The organism is Leuconostoc citreum (assembly GCF_007954785.1).
GTDB lineage: Bacteria > Bacillota > Bacilli > Lactobacillales > Lactobacillaceae > Leuconostoc > Leuconostoc citreum.
Map to the genome: position 1 here is coordinate 910,776 of NZ_CP042410.1, position 17,287 is coordinate 928,062.

The 17,287-nt window shown below is 36.5% G+C and carries 12 protein-coding genes; all 12 read right to left on the bottom strand.

All coding sequences use genetic code 11. The features are described 5' to 3' along the window. Nucleotides 1-562: 562 nt before the first annotated feature. The 12 genes from FGL72_RS09730 to FGL72_RS04620 all read right to left on the bottom strand — a co-directional run bounded on the left by FGL72_RS09730 (nt 563) and on the right by FGL72_RS04620 (nt 16,829). A complete protein-coding gene (locus tag FGL72_RS09730; protein WP_420870280.1) occupies nt 563-640 on the bottom strand; it encodes a putative holin-like toxin in 78 nt (25 codons plus the stop codon). A 335-nt stretch (nt 641-975) separates the two neighbouring features. After that, complete coding sequence (locus FGL72_RS04570) at nt 976-2,175, bottom strand: restriction endonuclease subunit S (protein ID WP_146992793.1); 1,200 nt, start codon at nt 2,173-2,175, stop codon at nt 976-978. 16 nt (nt 2,176-2,191) lie between these two features. Then, nucleotides 2,192-3,127, bottom strand: coding sequence for a site-specific integrase (locus FGL72_RS04575; protein ID WP_146992795.1), 936 nt, complete (start codon nt 3,125-3,127; stop codon nt 2,192-2,194). 74 nt (nt 3,128-3,201) lie between these two features. After that, nucleotides 3,202-4,743, bottom strand: coding sequence for a type I restriction-modification system subunit M (locus FGL72_RS04580; RefSeq protein ID WP_146992797.1), 1,542 nt, complete (start codon nt 4,741-4,743; stop codon nt 3,202-3,204). 25 nt (nt 4,744-4,768) lie between these two features. Next, complete coding sequence (locus FGL72_RS04585; protein ID WP_146992799.1) at nt 4,769-7,741, bottom strand: type I restriction endonuclease subunit R; 2,973 nt, start codon at nt 7,739-7,741, stop codon at nt 4,769-4,771. Nucleotides 7,742-7,852: 111 nt separating this feature from the next. Further along, nucleotides 7,853-9,118: a hypothetical protein gene (locus FGL72_RS04590; protein ID WP_146992801.1), complete on the bottom strand. Its 1,266-nt coding sequence runs from the start codon at nt 9,116-9,118 to the stop codon at nt 7,853-7,855. Nucleotides 9,119-9,176: 58 nt separating this feature from the next. After that, entirely contained in the window at nt 9,177-9,992 is an 816-nt protein-coding gene (locus tag FGL72_RS04595) for a hypothetical protein (protein WP_146992803.1), read from the bottom strand. A gap of 391 nt (nt 9,993-10,383) precedes the next feature. Then, nucleotides 10,384-10,728, bottom strand: a complete 345-nt coding sequence (locus FGL72_RS04600) for a hypothetical protein (protein WP_146992805.1) — start codon at nt 10,726-10,728, stop codon at nt 10,384-10,386. A gap of 681 nt (nt 10,729-11,409) precedes the next feature. Then, nucleotides 11,410-12,081: a beta-phosphoglucomutase gene (gene pgmB / locus FGL72_RS04605; protein ID WP_146992807.1), complete on the bottom strand. Its 672-nt coding sequence runs from the start codon at nt 12,079-12,081 to the stop codon at nt 11,410-11,412. 2 nt (nt 12,082-12,083) lie between these two features. Further along, the gene (locus FGL72_RS04610; protein ID WP_146992809.1) at nt 12,084-13,067 is read right to left on the bottom strand and encodes an aldose epimerase family protein; all 984 of its coding nucleotides are present in this window, start codon (nt 13,065-13,067) and stop codon (nt 12,084-12,086) included. Nucleotides 13,068-13,123: 56 nt separating this feature from the next. Next, nucleotides 13,124-15,382: a glycoside hydrolase family 65 protein gene (locus FGL72_RS04615; protein WP_146992811.1), complete on the bottom strand. Its 2,259-nt coding sequence runs from the start codon at nt 15,380-15,382 to the stop codon at nt 13,124-13,126. A gap of 94 nt (nt 15,383-15,476) precedes the next feature. Then, nucleotides 15,477-16,829, bottom strand: coding sequence for an SLC45 family MFS transporter (locus FGL72_RS04620; protein ID WP_133286246.1), 1,353 nt, complete (start codon nt 16,827-16,829; stop codon nt 15,477-15,479). Nucleotides 16,830-17,287 lie beyond the last annotated feature (458 nt).

A 17,287-nucleotide genomic window follows, 5' to 3' on the forward strand; every position in this document is an offset into this window, starting at 1 on the left:
TGTTTTAAACGCACTAGTGACTCAAAAGCATTAGTCTATCAATCTATGAGTGATTATTACTTTGTAGCCTTTGAATGAACTTCATGTCTTATCTGTTCCTCGTTCAATAAATGAAAAACATTATAAATTTGCCGAAATATGGTTTAGTTGTTCAATATATCTGTTGGATAAATCAAAATGCAAAGTTCCAACTTATTGACTTCTGAGCAATGTCTCTTAGCTGGTTATTATGCTTTTAGTCAAACATTCATTGCGTACGCACGTGGTACTATCTTGGCTTAACTACTCAGCGTAGTGAAGCCATTTATGATTAAAGTTACAATGGCCATCTAGCACTTTGACAATTTATTTCTAATCCCGCCAATAAAAGAACTGACTAGGAAATTAGTCAGTTCTTTTATTTAGTCAATTGTCAATAATTTTCCAAAAATAAATTCTGTGCTATAATAAAGACATAGAAAAAGAGCCGTAGCACGAACTACGACTCCTAGCAAACCCGTTTCGACGGTGGCTAAGAATAATCACTAATTAATGACCATTAACTCGCCAAAGTTAAAGATGGTCATTTTTTTGTGCTGTTTTTGATTAACACAACAACTAACGTAATCAACGATAGGATAAACATCCCAAAGCTAATCATTAGTTGTAATGCATCCGATACGGACACAAGGCCTCTCCTTTCCCAGAATCTGGGTTTACAGTTTTAACACCATAAGCACCACCTCCATTCAGGATAGCCCCCTCTTAACTTGTTTGCTTTTAACAGTATAGCATAACGCAAAATATGAATTGGTCTAAAATGGGTTGACTTGTGAAATTTAGATAAATGGTGACTTTGTGAACAACAAAGATAAGGTAGAACTAAGTTTGTGAATTATCTTTTTTCACAAACAAAAAACAGGCTTTGGAAAGCCTGTCATAGCGTCACTTTGGATAGCATGTATTATGTTAATTTAAATTGGTATAGGTGAATTTTTATATAAACATTTTTTGCAGGAAACCTTTTTTCTGTTCCTTGAGCAAATCTAACTTACGTTGATGAAGAGCGATAGTATCATCTAATTGTTTGAAGAATGAACCTATTTTTTGTTGCTCAATATTATTACTAGGAACCGTAGCGCTATAATTGGATATTTCATTTAAAGAGATATGTTTAATAGTCCCACCATGGGACACTTTTGTCATTTCATTAAAAAAAGAACCCTGATTTAACCACTGATATACAAATTCAGTATTTTTATTGGCTACTAGTCGGGCAACTCGTTGAGCTAAAATCAGATTATCATCTACCACTTTAGCAGTCCTTCCAACGGTTCCATCCATTGTGACTAAAATGTCATTTTTGTTTAAATAATATCGTTCTTTAATCTCATCAGATAGATCATCTACTCTATTACCTAATGATACATCTACGGTAGAAGATTCATTTTGAATATTTCCGTTGGTAATAACTAAATATTTTCCATTGTCAACGAAATCTTCGTTTTTAAATGGAAAGCCTGTTAAAACTAGGGCTAATTCCCCCAACTTACGCTCTTCCCAATCGTCAGTGAAATTCTCAAATCGCAATTCAGGAACTCTTGCGCCATTTTTGGGGAACATTTTTTGCAAGAAGCCTTTTTTCTGTTCCTTGAGCAAATCTAACTTACGTTGATGAAGAGCGATAGTATTATCTAACTGTTTAAAAAACGCACCGATTTGCTTTTGTTCTTCATAATTTGGAATTGTAAAGACAGTTGATGAAACTTTTTTCCAATCCGATCTAGGCATTTTTGTCCCCGACGTATCGTTAGCAACCTTTTGATAATGATTAGATTGAATTAAACTATAAACAAATTTAGGATCAGAATTTATTGATTGAAATACCCAAAAATCGCCTAGTGCTATTCCCTTAAAATCAGCCAATAGCCAGTTTTTCAAATAAGGACGCAATTTCCCATATAAAATATTTTGTGATTCAAATAAAATACCTTTTCTATCATCAAATTTATGAGATACATCTTTATTAAGGCGACCTTCTCCAGCGACAATATCTTCAAATTCAACCTTAGGCAATTCACTGTTGTGTGATGTTTTACTTAGTCTCGATACTATATCAGTTAACTTACGCTCTTCCCAATCATCCGTATAACCTCTAAATCGCAGAGAAGGTGATTTTCTTTTTTTTGTTTGCATTCCCTCACTCCTATTTCTACCAATTAATTAAAATACTGGTAATTTTTTCGTTTGCCTTTTGTTCAGTGCTTTTTAATAAATGAATGTAAGTGTTCTGAGTAGTAATACTATTTGCATGACCTAGTCGTTTGGCAACAACCTGAACACTAATACCATTGGCTATCAAAACAGAAGCATGCGTATGCCTCAGTCCATGGAGCGTAATGATTGGTACTTTTGCCAATTGACAATATTTTTTTAACCGGTTATTAATAGTAGAATTATAAATCACAGGATGTCCTTTTCGTTCTAGACTCGGGAATATCGGCATTGTATGATTGATGTTTTCAACAATAGGTCGTAGTATCCATGCAGTTTTTAAGTCTAAAGCAATCGTTCTGATAGATGATTCATTCTTCGTAGGCTGAAACCTTTGATTAACAAAGCCTTTTTGCTGATAATTATATGACTTGGTGACATGTATAACTAGATTTTGGAAATCAAAATCATCCTTGGTCAGTGCGAGTGCTTCTGAAAATCTGAGGCCTGTCGTGAGTAATAAAGCTAAAAAATGTTCCCAAGTTAGTTCACCTTTTTTCTCTAGTTCAAACGATTGCATCAAATTCTTGGCTTCAGTTTCTTCCAAAAATATATTCTTGGATTTAACTGCTTGTCCCCCTAAAAATACTTTTCGTGTAAAATCCTTGTTAATAATGCCATCATCATAGGCATCCAAAATACTTGCACGAATTTGCCGATGAAAATCCATGACTGTTTTATGACTATGAACTTGACTATATAGTCTAATGATTTCTTGATAATTGCTTTTTGATAATTTAGAAATAGGTATTTCTGTTTCTAATTTTTTAAGCCATGATCCGGTGGTTTTATATTTAGCCAGTGTTTTGTCACGTACAAAACCCGCTTTGTGGTTTAAAACCCAAGATTCAAAATATGTTGACAAATTATACATTTTTTATCCTTTCTACATGAAGTGTTTAGTCTGTACACTTCATATTGAAAAAATAAAACTTCTTGAGACGATAATTATTCTTCAGTGGAAACTAGCTGTTGATATAATTCGTTAAATTTCTGTTTGCTTTCGTCTATCTCCTTATCAATTGCAGTAAGTGACGCATCAACTTTGTTTAAATCAATTGCCTCTTCTTCTTCAAACGTGTTTACGTAACGTGGAATGTTTAAATTAAAGTCATTTTCCTTGATTTCATCAAAAGTTGCCACATGAGCGTATTTATCGACGTCCTCATGCTTCAGATAAGTGTCAATAATTAAGTCAATATCTTGCTGACGAAGCATGTTGTTGTTTTTTTGTTTTTCAAATCCTTTAGATGCATCAATAAACATGACATCATCGTTTTTTCTATTTTTTTCTAAAATCATGATAATCGTTGGAATACCAGTGTTTGTGAATATTTTTTCTGGTAACCCAATCACTGCAGATATGTTACGATTCTCCAGTAATTGCTGACGAATACTGCCCTCGGCTGCACCACGGAAAAGAACACCATGGGGCAAAACAATTGCCATACGTCCATCTTGTTTCAAATGATACAATCCATGTTGCAAAAATGCGAAATCAGCTTTTGATTTAGGTGCAACGCCAGCTTTGAAACGTTGATCATCCTCTCTATTTGTATTATCCCAGTTTAGTGAATATGGCGGGTTCGCCATCACAGCATCAAACATGCGAGGACTATCAACACCACTTTGAACACCATCTGGCCAATCAGAACTCAATGTATCATCATTGTTAATATGAATATCATTATATTCAACGCCGTGCATCATTAAGTTAATACGTCCCAAATTATATGTGGTTGTAATCACTTCTTGACCGTAATACTTAATGGCTCCACGTACACCATCATTGTGCATGTAGGAGGCAGTCGTCAAAAGCAACGATCCTGATCCCATCGCCGGGTCATACAGACTATACTCAGGCATGTCTTCACGACCCGCAGTCAAAATACGGGCCATAATATCTGAGACTTGATGGGGCGTATAGAATTCACCGGCTTTTGCACCAGAATTAGCTGCGAACATTCCAATTAAATATTCATACAGATCACCCAAAACATCCGCATCTTCGTCTAGTTCTATTTGATCAATTAAACTAATCCAATCCATGAGCGTTTTTGTACGAGTTTGAGTATTACTGCCCAATCGACTTGATGAAAGATCCATATCATCAAAAATACCATCAAAAGTTGCTTTAGCACCTTTTTGGATGCCTTGATTGAAATGTACCAATGCATCTGCTACATTACTAACATTAAATTGATCAGTATTGATAGCCTCCTGCCAGTCACTAAACAATTCACCAGGCTGAATGACGTAACCTAACTTTGATTGCATGAACGCTGCCGCTTTTTCCGGATTTTGGTTCCAAATATTAGCCCATGTTTCACCACGCAGTTGGCCAATAAGCCAATTTTGAGCTTTTTCAGATAAAAACTTATAGAACATCAAACCAAATATATAGTTCTTGTATTCAGCTGGTTCAATTTTGCCACGCGTTTCGTTCAATGTTTTCCAAATTAATGTTTTTTTATCAGCGGTTAATGCCATTTTTATTTCCTTTTTCTAAATTATTTTAATGTTTTGTAATCTTAGCAAAATAAGTTAACACATTTTCTTCAAAGTCTGCGGTCTCAAAGAAACCAATATTCAATTTGTTTTCCATGTTTTGCAGTAATTGATTTAATTTTGTATTATCAACTAATTCTACGCCGGGCAAATATGCATTGTAGGCCTCGAGTATGTCATTTCCATTATAATTATGATCAGCTGACCACTTGTAGATATTTAACTCCTGTTGCGTATTACGAATTACTTTTCTAACTGACTTAAGCTTCTCGGTATCAAAATGATCTTTATAAGTGCCTTGTTCGATGCCATCTAAGACCTGACTTATCTCATCACGGCTATCTTGATCCAGTGGTTGCACATGTTCCTCGACAGCTAGACGATTCTCAGGAATAGTTGTATCCATATATTCATTTAGCAAATCCACTAATTTATCGTAGTCAATGATTTCGTTGGCATAGGATTGAATGGCTATTTTGATGTTGGTTAAATCAATTTGTTTTTCTGCGGGCAAGATTTCGTTAACATCATTCATCCGGGCCTGCAGAGCACTTAATTGCGAGTTGTTTTTAATACCCAAACTAATTGGACCATCAACACCTTCAACCTGACTCCCTATTACGTATCCTTGTTGAACTAGTTGCTGTACCTTCGAGTTAACATCGGCAGCAGTTACTGCAAATTCCACTTGGTCTTTTTCAGAACGCGGCATTTGTGAAAAGTCTTCACCAGCTAAAACTTGTAATCGGTTAATTTTTGGTTGCAAGTCATGAATTTGATCTGCCATTTTTGGGGCCAGAATGCCGTCATCAAACAGCTCCTTTTGTTCGGTTTCATCGGGAATCTTTGCTGCATCAGCAATCGTATCATTACCACCTTTGGTGTAAATAACTAAGGCATTTTTGACATTATCTTCCATAACCGCGCCCTTACGGTAAAAACGTACTTTACCATGTGGCTTCGCTGCTTTATTAATCGTACGGTTAGTCCGAGACATAGCTTGAATTAATGGCCCTTCTTTCATCAATTTATCCATATAAATGATATTGACATATTTAGAGTCAAAGCCAGTTAACAACTGATCAGCCACAATAATCAAATCTAGACGGTCATCATCTTTATTCTGGTTATACGGCTTTTTCCTAGAAATTCGCTTTGTAATGTCATTCAAGTATGATCGCTGCGGGTCATTATCTTCCAAAAAATTGTGTGTCCCGTAGAGAGTCATGTAATCTATCATTGCTTGTTTTAATACCGCCTGTAGATCCGATGTTCCCACCCCGTTATTTTCATCGCGAGAAAAAGTCATGGCTACCCGTAGTTCGGGAAACATTTGTTTGAACAAACTGTAGTAAGACGCAACCGCTTGTTTTCCAGAGACAGCCAGAATCGCTTGAAACTGATTTGGTTTTCTAACCCCCATCTCAATTGGACCACTGGCGTTAGTTGACCAGTTATTTTTGATGTCATTCAAAACAGCTTGACGGTATGGTAAACTTTCAAAGACTTTTTGTTCCAACTGTTTTTCGGTTAATTCTGACTTCGAATTATGTTCAAAATCAGTTTCATAATAAGTCACATCAAATCCCAAAACATTGCCGTCGCCAATTGCGTCTTTAATGGTATAGCGGTGAAGTCTGGGCCCAAAAATATCAAACGTTGAAATGTTTTTTGACGTTTTAACTTCATTAACCTCATCGCTATAAAAATTAGGGGTTCCTGTAAAACCAAACCATGTTGTTTTAGGTAAGGCCTTTTTAATACGGCCTAAAGAGTCACCACTGGCGGATCGGTGAGCTTCATCCATTAAGATAACCATCCGATGGTCTGACAATAATCCAGACTTAACAGCACGATCTAAACCTTGAATCGTTATCAAATAAATATTTGAAGTTTTATTTTGTTTTAGGGCACGTTTGATTTCCGTACTATTAACTACCTTGATTCGGTTTTCAAAGGTTTTGTAGGCAAATGATCGAAAATTATCATACGTCTGATTAATTAAATCGACTCTATCAACGATGAATAAAACATCTTGAACACGGGGCATCGCGGCCAATAATTGTGCCACCTTAAAGGAAGTCACAGTTTTTCCAGAGCCTGTTGTATGCCAGATGTAGCCACCCTCTCTTTCAACAAAACCATTTTGATTCATCTCACGCATACGATCAAGAATTTGGCGAGTGGCTTGAATTTGATAAGATCTCATGACCATCAAATTATCATTAGCCGCATCGGGAATCATATTTGTTGTCACTAAACGATGCAGTGCAGGAATGCCCATTACTTCGTGAATAAAGGCCATCGTATTTGTGACATCTTGGCCGTTGTCATCGCGCCATCCAAAAACAAAGTCTCTATTATAAGCATCACTATCTTTTGGACGCGCAAAATAATGCGCTGAATTTTGCGATAACACAAACTGCACTTGAACAAAAGAAAATAATCCAGTGTACATACCATCACTATCATATTTTTGAAGTTGTTCGAATGCATTCCATTGATTCTGAAGAGATTCATCTTTCTCTTCTACGTGAGCGACCGGTAAGCCATTAATTAATAAAACAATATCGACGCGCCGTTTGGAACTCAAACTGAACGTCAAATCATTAAAGGTAATTTGATTCACAATTTCATAGCGAGAATGTCCCCCAGCTACTTCATCACCATAAAAAATTTCTAACTCTAATTGCGTGCCATCATCACGAATTAATGGGATGGTTCCCACGCCACCAGCCCCAGCAAGCATAAGCTGAGCGTCGTATGGTGTTTTGATTTTCAACAATTCTAATTTTATCTGCTCAAACTCATTATCAGATAATAGTACGCCTTCTAACCTTGTACGATTATTATCATTTAATATATCACGCCAATGATCATAGAGGCGGTTAACAGTTACACCTGAATAATCTGCCAGGTAATCCCAACCTTCACTTTTCAACTTTTCTATAACGGCTTCTTCAAATTTATCTTCTGCCATGAATCATTCTAATCTTTCTATTTGTCTATTTTATAGTCGTAACTACGTCATTGTTCACGGATGTTTTCACGCCATATTCAGTCACTGGATTAAATTATTAATCACATGTCACTAGATTGTTTTAGCTGACGATTTGCCGATAAACATTCTAATATCTTGCGATTTATCATCTATCGCGTAGATAACCTCTGTAGGCGTAGTCAATTTATCGATAATATTTGAGGCTATTTCATCGACACGTTCGCCAAAAATAGGTTGAACCATTTTGTCAAATTGATCTTCAAGTTCAATAGTGGCATTCTCTTTTATTGTCTCTGAATGGTTTTTGATTGCTTGCGTTTTGTTTTCTAAGAATTTAGTTGCTTTCCCAGGAATTTTGTTTGTAACGTGACCTAGTGCTTCAATCGCTTTGGTTCCAACATCACCAACGGTGTCAGTTCTTGTAATTAAGTTGAGTGCTCTCTCAATAATAGGTTCTTTTATTTTTACAATGTAATCATTAGTATTATTGGTAAAACTCGATTCATATTCTCTCTTGAATGTATTAATTCGTTCCTCAATAATTTGTGGTTCAGTCCCATTTTTAGCGAACGACGTAATGATAGTAAGTCTTACCAACCAGGATAAAGAATCCGCAAAATAGGCCATTTTGAAATCCATCATAAAGTCACTATTTCGAATATTTTTTAACATATACGCAATTTTGGCCGCATCGTTTAGCCCTTTTGTTTTTAAAAGTTTCGACTGATCAAATTGGTTAAGTAAAATATTGTATTGTCTGAAAATAATTTGTGCTTCATTAGCCAATTGGCTTAGTTCTTGTAAATTAGTCGGCGAAATATTTTCTTGCTGTGTAATTGTTTTGATTCGTGCATCGATAGTTTGTAATACAGCCAATTTTTCTGCGTGCATCATACCAATAACGCTATTTAACTTTGAAGCAATATCGTCTATCTTTTGATTAATTTTTTTGAACTGTTGCTTGATAATAACGGTCGTTAAAACAGCCAATGCTACTTGGGGATTAGCCAGAGTAGACGTTAATGTGCCAACTTGCTTAAAGCCAGAATGACTAATTATTTTACCCCCATCACCTTTCACAATTGAAGATAATGTTTGATTAGCATATTGCTTTAATTGTGTCATTGAAACCGTATTTGTAAAGAGCTGTAATCCATTAGCGGAAAAATTCAAAGTTTGGGTTAAATTGCTTAATCCATATATTGAACTACCAATAATTTCACTGTTAATTAGCAGTTCTTGAAAACTGTCAGACTTCAAATTACTGGGATCCGTACGAATTAAACTTAATTCTTCTCCTATCGTATTCTGTAAGACAATCTCGTTGGCATTATCAATGACACTTTTCTTTTTCATATTCTCAATTTTCTCCAAAGTTAAGTTTAATTAATTGTATTACGACCTTATAAAGTAATTATTGATAATTGAGATTTCCCGAAGTCACTTTCATAGTTGCTTTATCAACATAAAATTCAATAACATGGCGAGGTGTATCGTATATGTGTACTACAAATTGGTTCCCGTTGTCCTGAGTTTCACTTGATTTGACTTGTGGTTGGAATCCATCGGTAATACTATGTTTGAAACTATCGAAATAAGTCATGGCTAATTCTTCAGCCTGAGAGGCACTCATTTTTGAAAGTGATGGTTGTGTCGCATCGATAGAACTTGTAAATGCAGCGTTATCATCTTTCTCAGATTGTCTAAATGGTTCATAATAAGAATCTGGAATAGTCATACCGTATGAGGTCGTATTTTGACCTGATTTAACTTCTATTAGTCCCAAAGTATTTTGGTAATGAATCAATGTTAGAGTGGTATCTGCCCCATTTTTACTAACAACTACAACCCAATTGTCACCTTCAGGATGAACACTGACTAACTTTGAATGATTGAAAGTTGGAACAGAAGCAACAATATCAAGTGCTGTTGCTTGATCAAAAATTTTAGTCATAGGAGTAGGCTTAGCAAAGACCCCTCCAACTCCACCGGCTAATCTTATATTATAATCTGTTCCGGAAGCATTTAATATATTATCAGATGTCGCGATGGATGTTTTGTTACTTGAGGTTGTATTTTTGGTTGTTGATTTATTTTTTTTCGATGTTGTACTAGCCGATTCGCTTGGTCTATGATATTTTTTATCATCGTGTCCAAGATAGAACAGCCCACCAAGAATAATGGCAGTACCTATAACTGTAGATAATGTGATAATCATGATCTTTTTCATGCTAATGCCTCTTTTTTATGCTTAATCATCTTTGCTTGACGCACTAAATAAAATAGCATTAATGATGATTTTTTAAATATACTTATCCCTTTGTACTTACTCAATACATTTAAATAAGAAGATGGGTTACTTTTACATTTACATAATATCAAAAATGTAAATTGAGATTTTCCAACTATTCACGTTGACTTTCATATAAGCGTTATAGATTACGTTAATCAATTATTCATATGCTTAAAGAAAAAACTTTTCAAACATCTATCTATTAGGCGATTAATTATTTGATTATAGTATTTTGTAATATACGTTTGCACTAACTAACCATTTTTGTCATTTGATTTTTTGAGTAATTATATTTTATCTGAAAGTAACCCTATAGCTGTAACTAAAATTACATAACTTGCAGATTTAGTAGTTCACCTAAATCTTTTGTTGTTGCTGGATTCGCTGTTTTATAATCAAATCTTTTTCCTTTAAGTGGTGTCTTTCCTTCATAAGCCTTTAAATTGAACCAAACGCGCCCTGCATCAGCACCTGTTAAGTAATATCCAGCTTGATCATCAATGCTATAATCAGCGATTACGGTTTGCTGAAACATCACAACAACGTGCGTTATATTTTTCTTAATGATAGTATCAAGATTTATTTTCCAAGCCTTACTTGCCCTTTTTTGAAGTTTTTCCTCACTGTTTGGTAATTCGCTTAGTTTAATGATCATTACTCTTTCATTAATCATATTGGTATATGCACCTTTCTGTGTGATTTTTTAATTCAATGTATTACTCATTTACCCTTTTATTATATTCTCTCTAAAATATAAAGTAAAATTTAAAAACACACAAATAGTGTATACGAAATTCAAACAGTTTTTTTTCATACAAAATAAGAATACGGCTTTATTTTCTAATTCAGTATTTTGTCTATAACAGATAGGCATATTAATACGATGTGCTTTGAAGTCAATAAATTACTCTATTATATTCACTCAAAGAACATTCATATGATAATGGCCGTATGGAAGCGTTTCATTCAATATTGAAGTGTGAAAAGCTTTATTTAGAAGCACACAAAACATTAACTGAAGTCCAAGCAGCCTCCTATTGGTATATCAATTTTTATAACTGCATTGGCATTTCAAATGTGGTCTAATTAACTGAATAAAAATAGTCCAATTTATTTACTTCTCAGCAGATTTAGATGCCATAAAAAATTTAGGAATCCCCTGCCTCTCACAGCTGCAATTGGCGCAGCAAAACTTTGCACAAATGAGCGAATTAGCTATTACGTCTGACATACACCACCGCATACCGTAACTTCTACCGATATCACACTCAATCAAGGCAGTACGGTGGCAAACATTAATTAGAATAACAAAAGAGTGTCAGTGTTTTTATGCACTGACACTCTTTTTAGTTATCTATTGCATTTTAGCTTCAATATTTGCTAATGTTACTTCTGAAGTAGACTCAAAATTCAGATCCGCTCCTGACAACACATCTGAAATACCAACTGCTAGTGATGTTTCACCTGCGCCATTGATTGAGGAAATTCCAGCAGCTGAATCTTCCAATCCAATGACATTTTCTGGATCTAAATGTAAGACTTCCGCAGCACGAACGAAGATTTCAGGATCAGGTTTTCCCTTTGTCAAAGTGGCGGGATCAACAATGTCAACAAAATACTCAGTTAATCCCAAATGATCTAGAATCATTGGTGCATTTTTAGAGGCTGAAGCTACCGACATTTTATAGCCGGCTGCCATAGCTGATTGAATGAAATCTTTCATGCCAGGTAAAACATCATCTTCCGTCAATGTGGAAATAAGTTGTTGGTAATGATGATTTTTCTTCTCTGCTAATGCTTCTTTATCCGCTTGCGAAAAATCATCGGCATGATTCCCAGCATCCAAAATCATTTGCAAAGAAGACATACGACTAATGCCCTTCAAACTTTCAGCCAACTCTGGTGTCCAAGTTGTGCCAACCTCATCAGCTGTTTGATGCCAAGCTTCGCCATGAAATCGCGCCGTATCAGCAATAACCCCATCTAAATCAAACGCAAAACCTTTAATATCTGAAAATTTAGCCATTTTTATTTATCCTCACTTTTTTTAATTTGGTAAGTTACAGTATATGTTTTTGTTTCATTTGCCGGCAAAACAATATCACCAAAGTCTTCATGATTAACCGCGTCAGGCAAGCTCTGCATCTCAATAGCAAGCGCTGTTTTAATGGCACTGTTATCGTCAGGATTGGCAGTGAATACAACAACACCATTGCGATCTGAATCTACTGTCAAGGTCAGGCTTTCATCTGGTGAAGTTAGTTTTAATCCCTCGCCTTGACGGCTTAGATCTAATACCCAAGCATCATCATAATGCTCCTGTCCCAAGGCGTGCAAATGCGCAAAATCAAATTTTGTATTTTGATTATCAAGCACGTTACCGGTTGGAATCGTGTGATTATCAACTTCAAGATGTTGACGTGACGCAATTTGTAATTTATGCTGACTGATATCTTGATCCTTACCAACTAAATTAAAGTAGACGTGCGTCATTGGGTTGAACAATGTATTTTCAGTTGAAACGCCACTAAATATAATATCTAGACGATCCTCATCGTCCAATCGATAGGTTACTTGGGCAGCTAATTGTCCGGCGAATTCATCATCAAAAGTACGTGTGAAATTAATTTCCGCCGCTGTACCCAAATTTCTTGCTTCACCGTGCCAATTAACCGCATCAAAGCCATTGATGCCAGAATGTAAAACATTGCCATGATCATTTGATGTTAATGTAAAATGTGCCCCATTAATATCATAGTCAGTTTTTGATAAACGGCCACCAACGCGACCAATTGTGTTTCCAAAATGGAATGGATTATCTAAATACGCGGCTAAATCATCAAATTGTACTAATAATTCTTGTTTGACACCATCACGTTCAACGGAAAATGACTGCCAAGTTGCTCCGTACGAAATCGCAGTAATCTGTGTGTGTTTAATATTTTCTAGGGTAAACGCCGTCACGATTTTTCCGTCAGGTAATTGTCCAAAATCCTTCTCTACTACTTTCATGATATCCTTTCCTGCTATACAGCAAATGAGCGATTTCTCGCTCATCATCAGGCTTATTACTTTGTCAATTCGACATCTTGTCCTAATAGGTCAATAACTAATGGTTCACCTGAAATCAATTCAACATGTGCACCTTGACTATCAACTGACACTTCCAAAACATGACCTCGGAATACCAAACGGAAAGCATATTTTGTCCAATTCTTTGGCAAGAATGGCTTCAAGTGGAGTTTACCATCACGCACACGCATGCCGGCAAATCCTTGCACAATCGCTAACCATGAACCTGTCATAGCGGTTATATGCAAACCATCTGACGTATCATTATTATAATTATCTAAGTCCAAACGGGCCGCACGTTCGTACATTTCAACTGCTTTATCTTCCATTTGTAAGTCAGCAGCCAAAATTGAGTGAACAGATGGCGACAATGATGACTCATGCACTGTCAATGGTTCATAGAATTCAAAGTTGTTACGCTTTTCTTCTTCAGTAAACGCATCTGGGAAATAGAACATGGCATGTAATGTATCAGATTGCTTAATATATGGCGAGCGCAAAATGCGATCCCATGACCAGTTTTGGTTAATTGGACGAATGTCTTGTGGCATATCAGCGATTGGTGTCAAATCTTTATCCAAAAATGTATCATGTTGAACAAAGATATGCTTTTTACCTATCTTGGTATCAACATCAGCCTCTGGCAAATACATCTTATCAACAATTTCTTGCCACCTTGCTAATTCTTCATCTGTCAAAGCCAACTTAGCTTTTTCGTCAGCATGAATTTCATCGTAGTGTTCAAGTGAGTATTGCAAAACCCATTTTGCCATCCAATTTGTATAGAAATTGTTATTAACATTGTTTTCATACTCGTTGGGACCCGTGACACCATGAATCATGTACTTATCGTTTCGGGCAGAATAGTGGACACGATCTGCCCAGAAGCGTGCGATATTATACAAAACTTGTGCGCCATCACCGTCAAGCCATGAGTGATCTCCCGTGATGTTTGTATAATTATAAATCGCATAAGCAATTGTCGAATTACGGTGAATTTCTTCAAAAGTAATTTCCCACTCGTTGTGTGACTCAATACCATCAAAGGTGACCATTGGGTACAAAGCACCTTTTAAACCTTGTTCTTTGGCATTGTGGAATGCACCATCCAATTGATCAAAGCGATATTGTAGCAATGAACGAGTCACAGACGGATCAGCAACACCAAGGTAAACAGGAATTGCGAATGCTTCAGTGTCCCAATATGTGGCACCACCGTACTTCTCGCCAGTGAAACCTTTTGGTCCGATATTTAAACGTGGATCATTACCATAGTAAGTTGAGAATAACTGGAATAGGTTGAAGCGAATACCCTGCTGCGCCGCATCATCTCCTTCAATTTGAACATCAGCTTTTTCCCAACGATTAGCCCATTCTTGCGCGTGTGCTGTATAGATATCGTCGTATGTTTGTGTGGCAAGATCCGCAGTTAGTGTCTCGCCTGTTTTAATCGCTTGAGCTAGGCTATCATAATCACGCGAAGTTGTCACAATCACGCGCTTTTCAAAACTAACGGAACTTTTGGCTGGTACTTCGATGTCAAAGTTATCAGTCACTTCTTTTTCAGAGCGGTTCACACCATGCTTTTCACCGCCAACAAAGCTCTGACGGGCAACAACTGTAAATTGTGGCACACTAAACGGATTTTCAATCGTTTGCGTAGCGATAAACGATGAATTAGTCTCATTACCTGCATCCAAAACTTGCCAAAACTTTTCATCATAATTTGAATCTTCATTGACGACGTCAGCATCAATACTAGCATCAAAACGAATTTTGTGTGCTTGTCCATCAGCAGATGACAAGTCATAGTGAATATCTGCTAGTTCCTTCACTGCTGCTGAAACTAAGCGCGTAATTTTAAACGTCACGCCAAACACAGTAAATGTTCGATGCAAAACACCATTTTTCATATCCAATGACACTTCAAAATCAGTCACATCATTCTTAGCTAAATCAACTTGATTGTCATCAACGTAAATGTCTGCTTTGACATAATTTAGGGCATTGATAGCTTTGCCAAAGTAAAGTGGGTAACCATTTTTCCACCAACCGACACGTGTTTTATCTGGAAACCAAACACCACCAACGTAAATACCTTGATGTGTGTCACCGGAATAGACTTCTTCGAACATGCCACGCATGCCCATGTATTCGTTGCCCAAACTCGTCATAGATTCTTGGAGACGCTTATCTTTGGGATTCAAATCATGTGATGTAACTGTCCAAGGATCAACTTCAAAAATTCGTTTCATAAGACTTTCTACCTCTTCAATTTTTCTAATGCTTAGCTTCAGCACTAATATCTACGACGACCGATCGCACATATTAACGCCGAAGCGTTAGCCATTATTGTGCATCTACTGGATTACTGTGAATTTCATTGATAAGCCCAACACTAACAGCACCAATTAACATTAAGATTCCGGATACTAAGATCATTGATGGGAAATGTGAACCAAGTGCAGGAAATAGTGCAAAACTAGCAACCGAGGCTAGAATTTGCGGTAAGCAAATTGAACCGTTAAACAATCCTAGATACGTACCCATGTGATCACCAGGCAATGCGTTGGTTACCATAATGAATGGGTATGCCATCATACCTGCCCATGAAATACCGATTAAAATAAATGAACCAATCAACAAATACTGTGAGTGAATAAAGAACACCGATGTGAAACCAATTGCCCCCAAAAAGAGTGACAAAGCATAACCCGTTTTGTTTTTAGTTGCTGGAATCTTTGATAAGACTAGTGACCACACGACGGCTGCAATAGCATAAACCGCTGACATGATACCAAACCAATTACCACCATTCTGATACCCAGCCGTTGTTGGATCAGTTGCATGGAAAATATTGTCTGCCACAGCACCAGTACCATATGTCCATAAATATTGGAATGCCATCCAGCAGAAGAACTGAGTCAAAGTAACCATCCAAAATGTTTTTGGTGCACGCTTTAACAAAGTTAAGAAGCCACCTTCACCATCATCTGGTGTATTCAAGGCATAGCCATGATATAACTCATAAGTGGCATCATCATATTCTTTCACGTTAAAGACTGCAATGAGTGAAAAGATAACTAAGACTAACGCACCAACATAGAATGAAATAATCACAGAGGCTGGCACCTGACCTTTAGGTGCTGTATTAGCAACACCAATCGCTGTCAGCAAGAATGGAAAAATTGTTGCCAGGACAGACCCTGTATTAGATAAGAAACTTTGAATTGAGTACGCGTATGATTTTTGGTCTTCATTAACCATGTCACCCACAACCATCTTGAAGGGTTGCATTGCAACATTAGAACTCAAATCCATGAACAAAATTGTGATTGCTCCAAACCACAAACCAGCAGTAGTTGAAAAACCAAAACTACCTGAATTAGGCAACAAGAACATCACAATAACTGACACAAGAGCGCCAACCAATAGGTAAGGCATTCGACGACCAAAGCGTTTTGTCCAAGTGCGATCTGAAAAATAACCAACTAGTGGTTGAACAAACAACCCTGCCAATGGTGGTAGGATGAAGAAAAATCCTAACTTAGTGGGATCAGCACCCAAGGTCTGAAAAATACGTCCCATTTGGGAACTCTGCAATGAAAATGCCATCTGCACGCCCAAAAATCCAAAACTTAGCATCCAAATGGTGCTTAGCGGCAGGTTTGGCAACCCCTGCCCTTTTTTCTTATCTACCATCATTACTTCCTCCAAAATTTTTTTGAAACATAACTGATTTGCTCTAATCATGCACCATTTATATGAACAATTCGTGATGAAACTGTTTTTTTTAGAAATCAGGAACATGTTCTAAACACCAATATATGTAACCGTTTACATTTTATAGTATAGAACATTTGGATAATTAATGGAAGCGTTTGCACAATGTTAACGATAACATTATGCAAACTTGTTGTTTATCGAACAGATATAGCTGCTGAAATGCTGGTATTTTCTAATTCTATCGTTTTTTGATTCAATTTAAGAAATAATTTGTGCGACAATTTTTTCAACAATTAAGGCAAACGCTTGTCTTATGGGTGTTTGATTTCAGCTGAACCGCACTTAGCACAACAAGTGCAATCTAATCGCTCGCACGGATAATCGTAGTCGGCAATTAGAAATTGTGCATTAAGTTCAATACTAATCTAACGATA

Bases quoted from the DNA above. Each gene is read 5' to 3' on its own strand.
- FGL72_RS04585 (WP_146992799.1), bottom strand. From the start codon at position 7,741: ATGGCAGAAGATAAATTTGAAGAAGCCGTTATAGAAAAGTTGAAAAGT.
- FGL72_RS04580 (WP_146992797.1), bottom strand. From the start codon at position 4,743: ATGGCATTAACCGCTGATAAAAAAACATTAATTTGGAAAACATTGAAC.
- FGL72_RS04615 (WP_146992811.1), bottom strand. From the start codon at position 15,382: ATGAAACGAATTTTTGAAGTTGATCCTTGGACAGTTACATCACATGAT.
- FGL72_RS04575 (WP_146992795.1), bottom strand. From the start codon at position 3,127: ATGTATAATTTGTCAACATATTTTGAATCTTGGGTTTTAAACCACAAA.
- FGL72_RS04590 (WP_146992801.1), bottom strand. From the start codon at position 9,118: ATGAAAAAGAAAAGTGTCATTGATAATGCCAACGAGATTGTCTTACAG.
- FGL72_RS04595 (WP_146992803.1), bottom strand. From the start codon at position 9,992: ATGAAAAAGATCATGATTATCACATTATCTACAGTTATAGGTACTGCC.
- FGL72_RS09730 (WP_420870280.1), bottom strand. From the start codon at position 640: ATGATTAGCTTTGGGATGTTTATCCTATCGTTGATTACGTTAGTTGTT.
- FGL72_RS04570 (WP_146992793.1), bottom strand. From the start codon at position 2,175: ATGCAAACAAAAAAAAGAAAATCACCTTCTCTGCGATTTAGAGGTTAT.
- pgmB (WP_146992807.1), bottom strand. From the start codon at position 12,081: ATGGCTAAATTTTCAGATATTAAAGGTTTTGCGTTTGATTTAGATGGG.
- FGL72_RS04610 (WP_146992809.1), bottom strand. From the start codon at position 13,067: ATGAAAGTAGTAGAGAAGGATTTTGGACAATTACCTGACGGAAAAATC.
- FGL72_RS04600 (WP_146992805.1), bottom strand. From the start codon at position 10,728: ATGATTAATGAAAGAGTAATGATCATTAAACTAAGCGAATTACCAAAC.
- FGL72_RS04620 (WP_133286246.1), bottom strand. From the start codon at position 16,829: ATGGTAGATAAGAAAAAAGGGCAGGGGTTGCCAAACCTGCCGCTAAGC.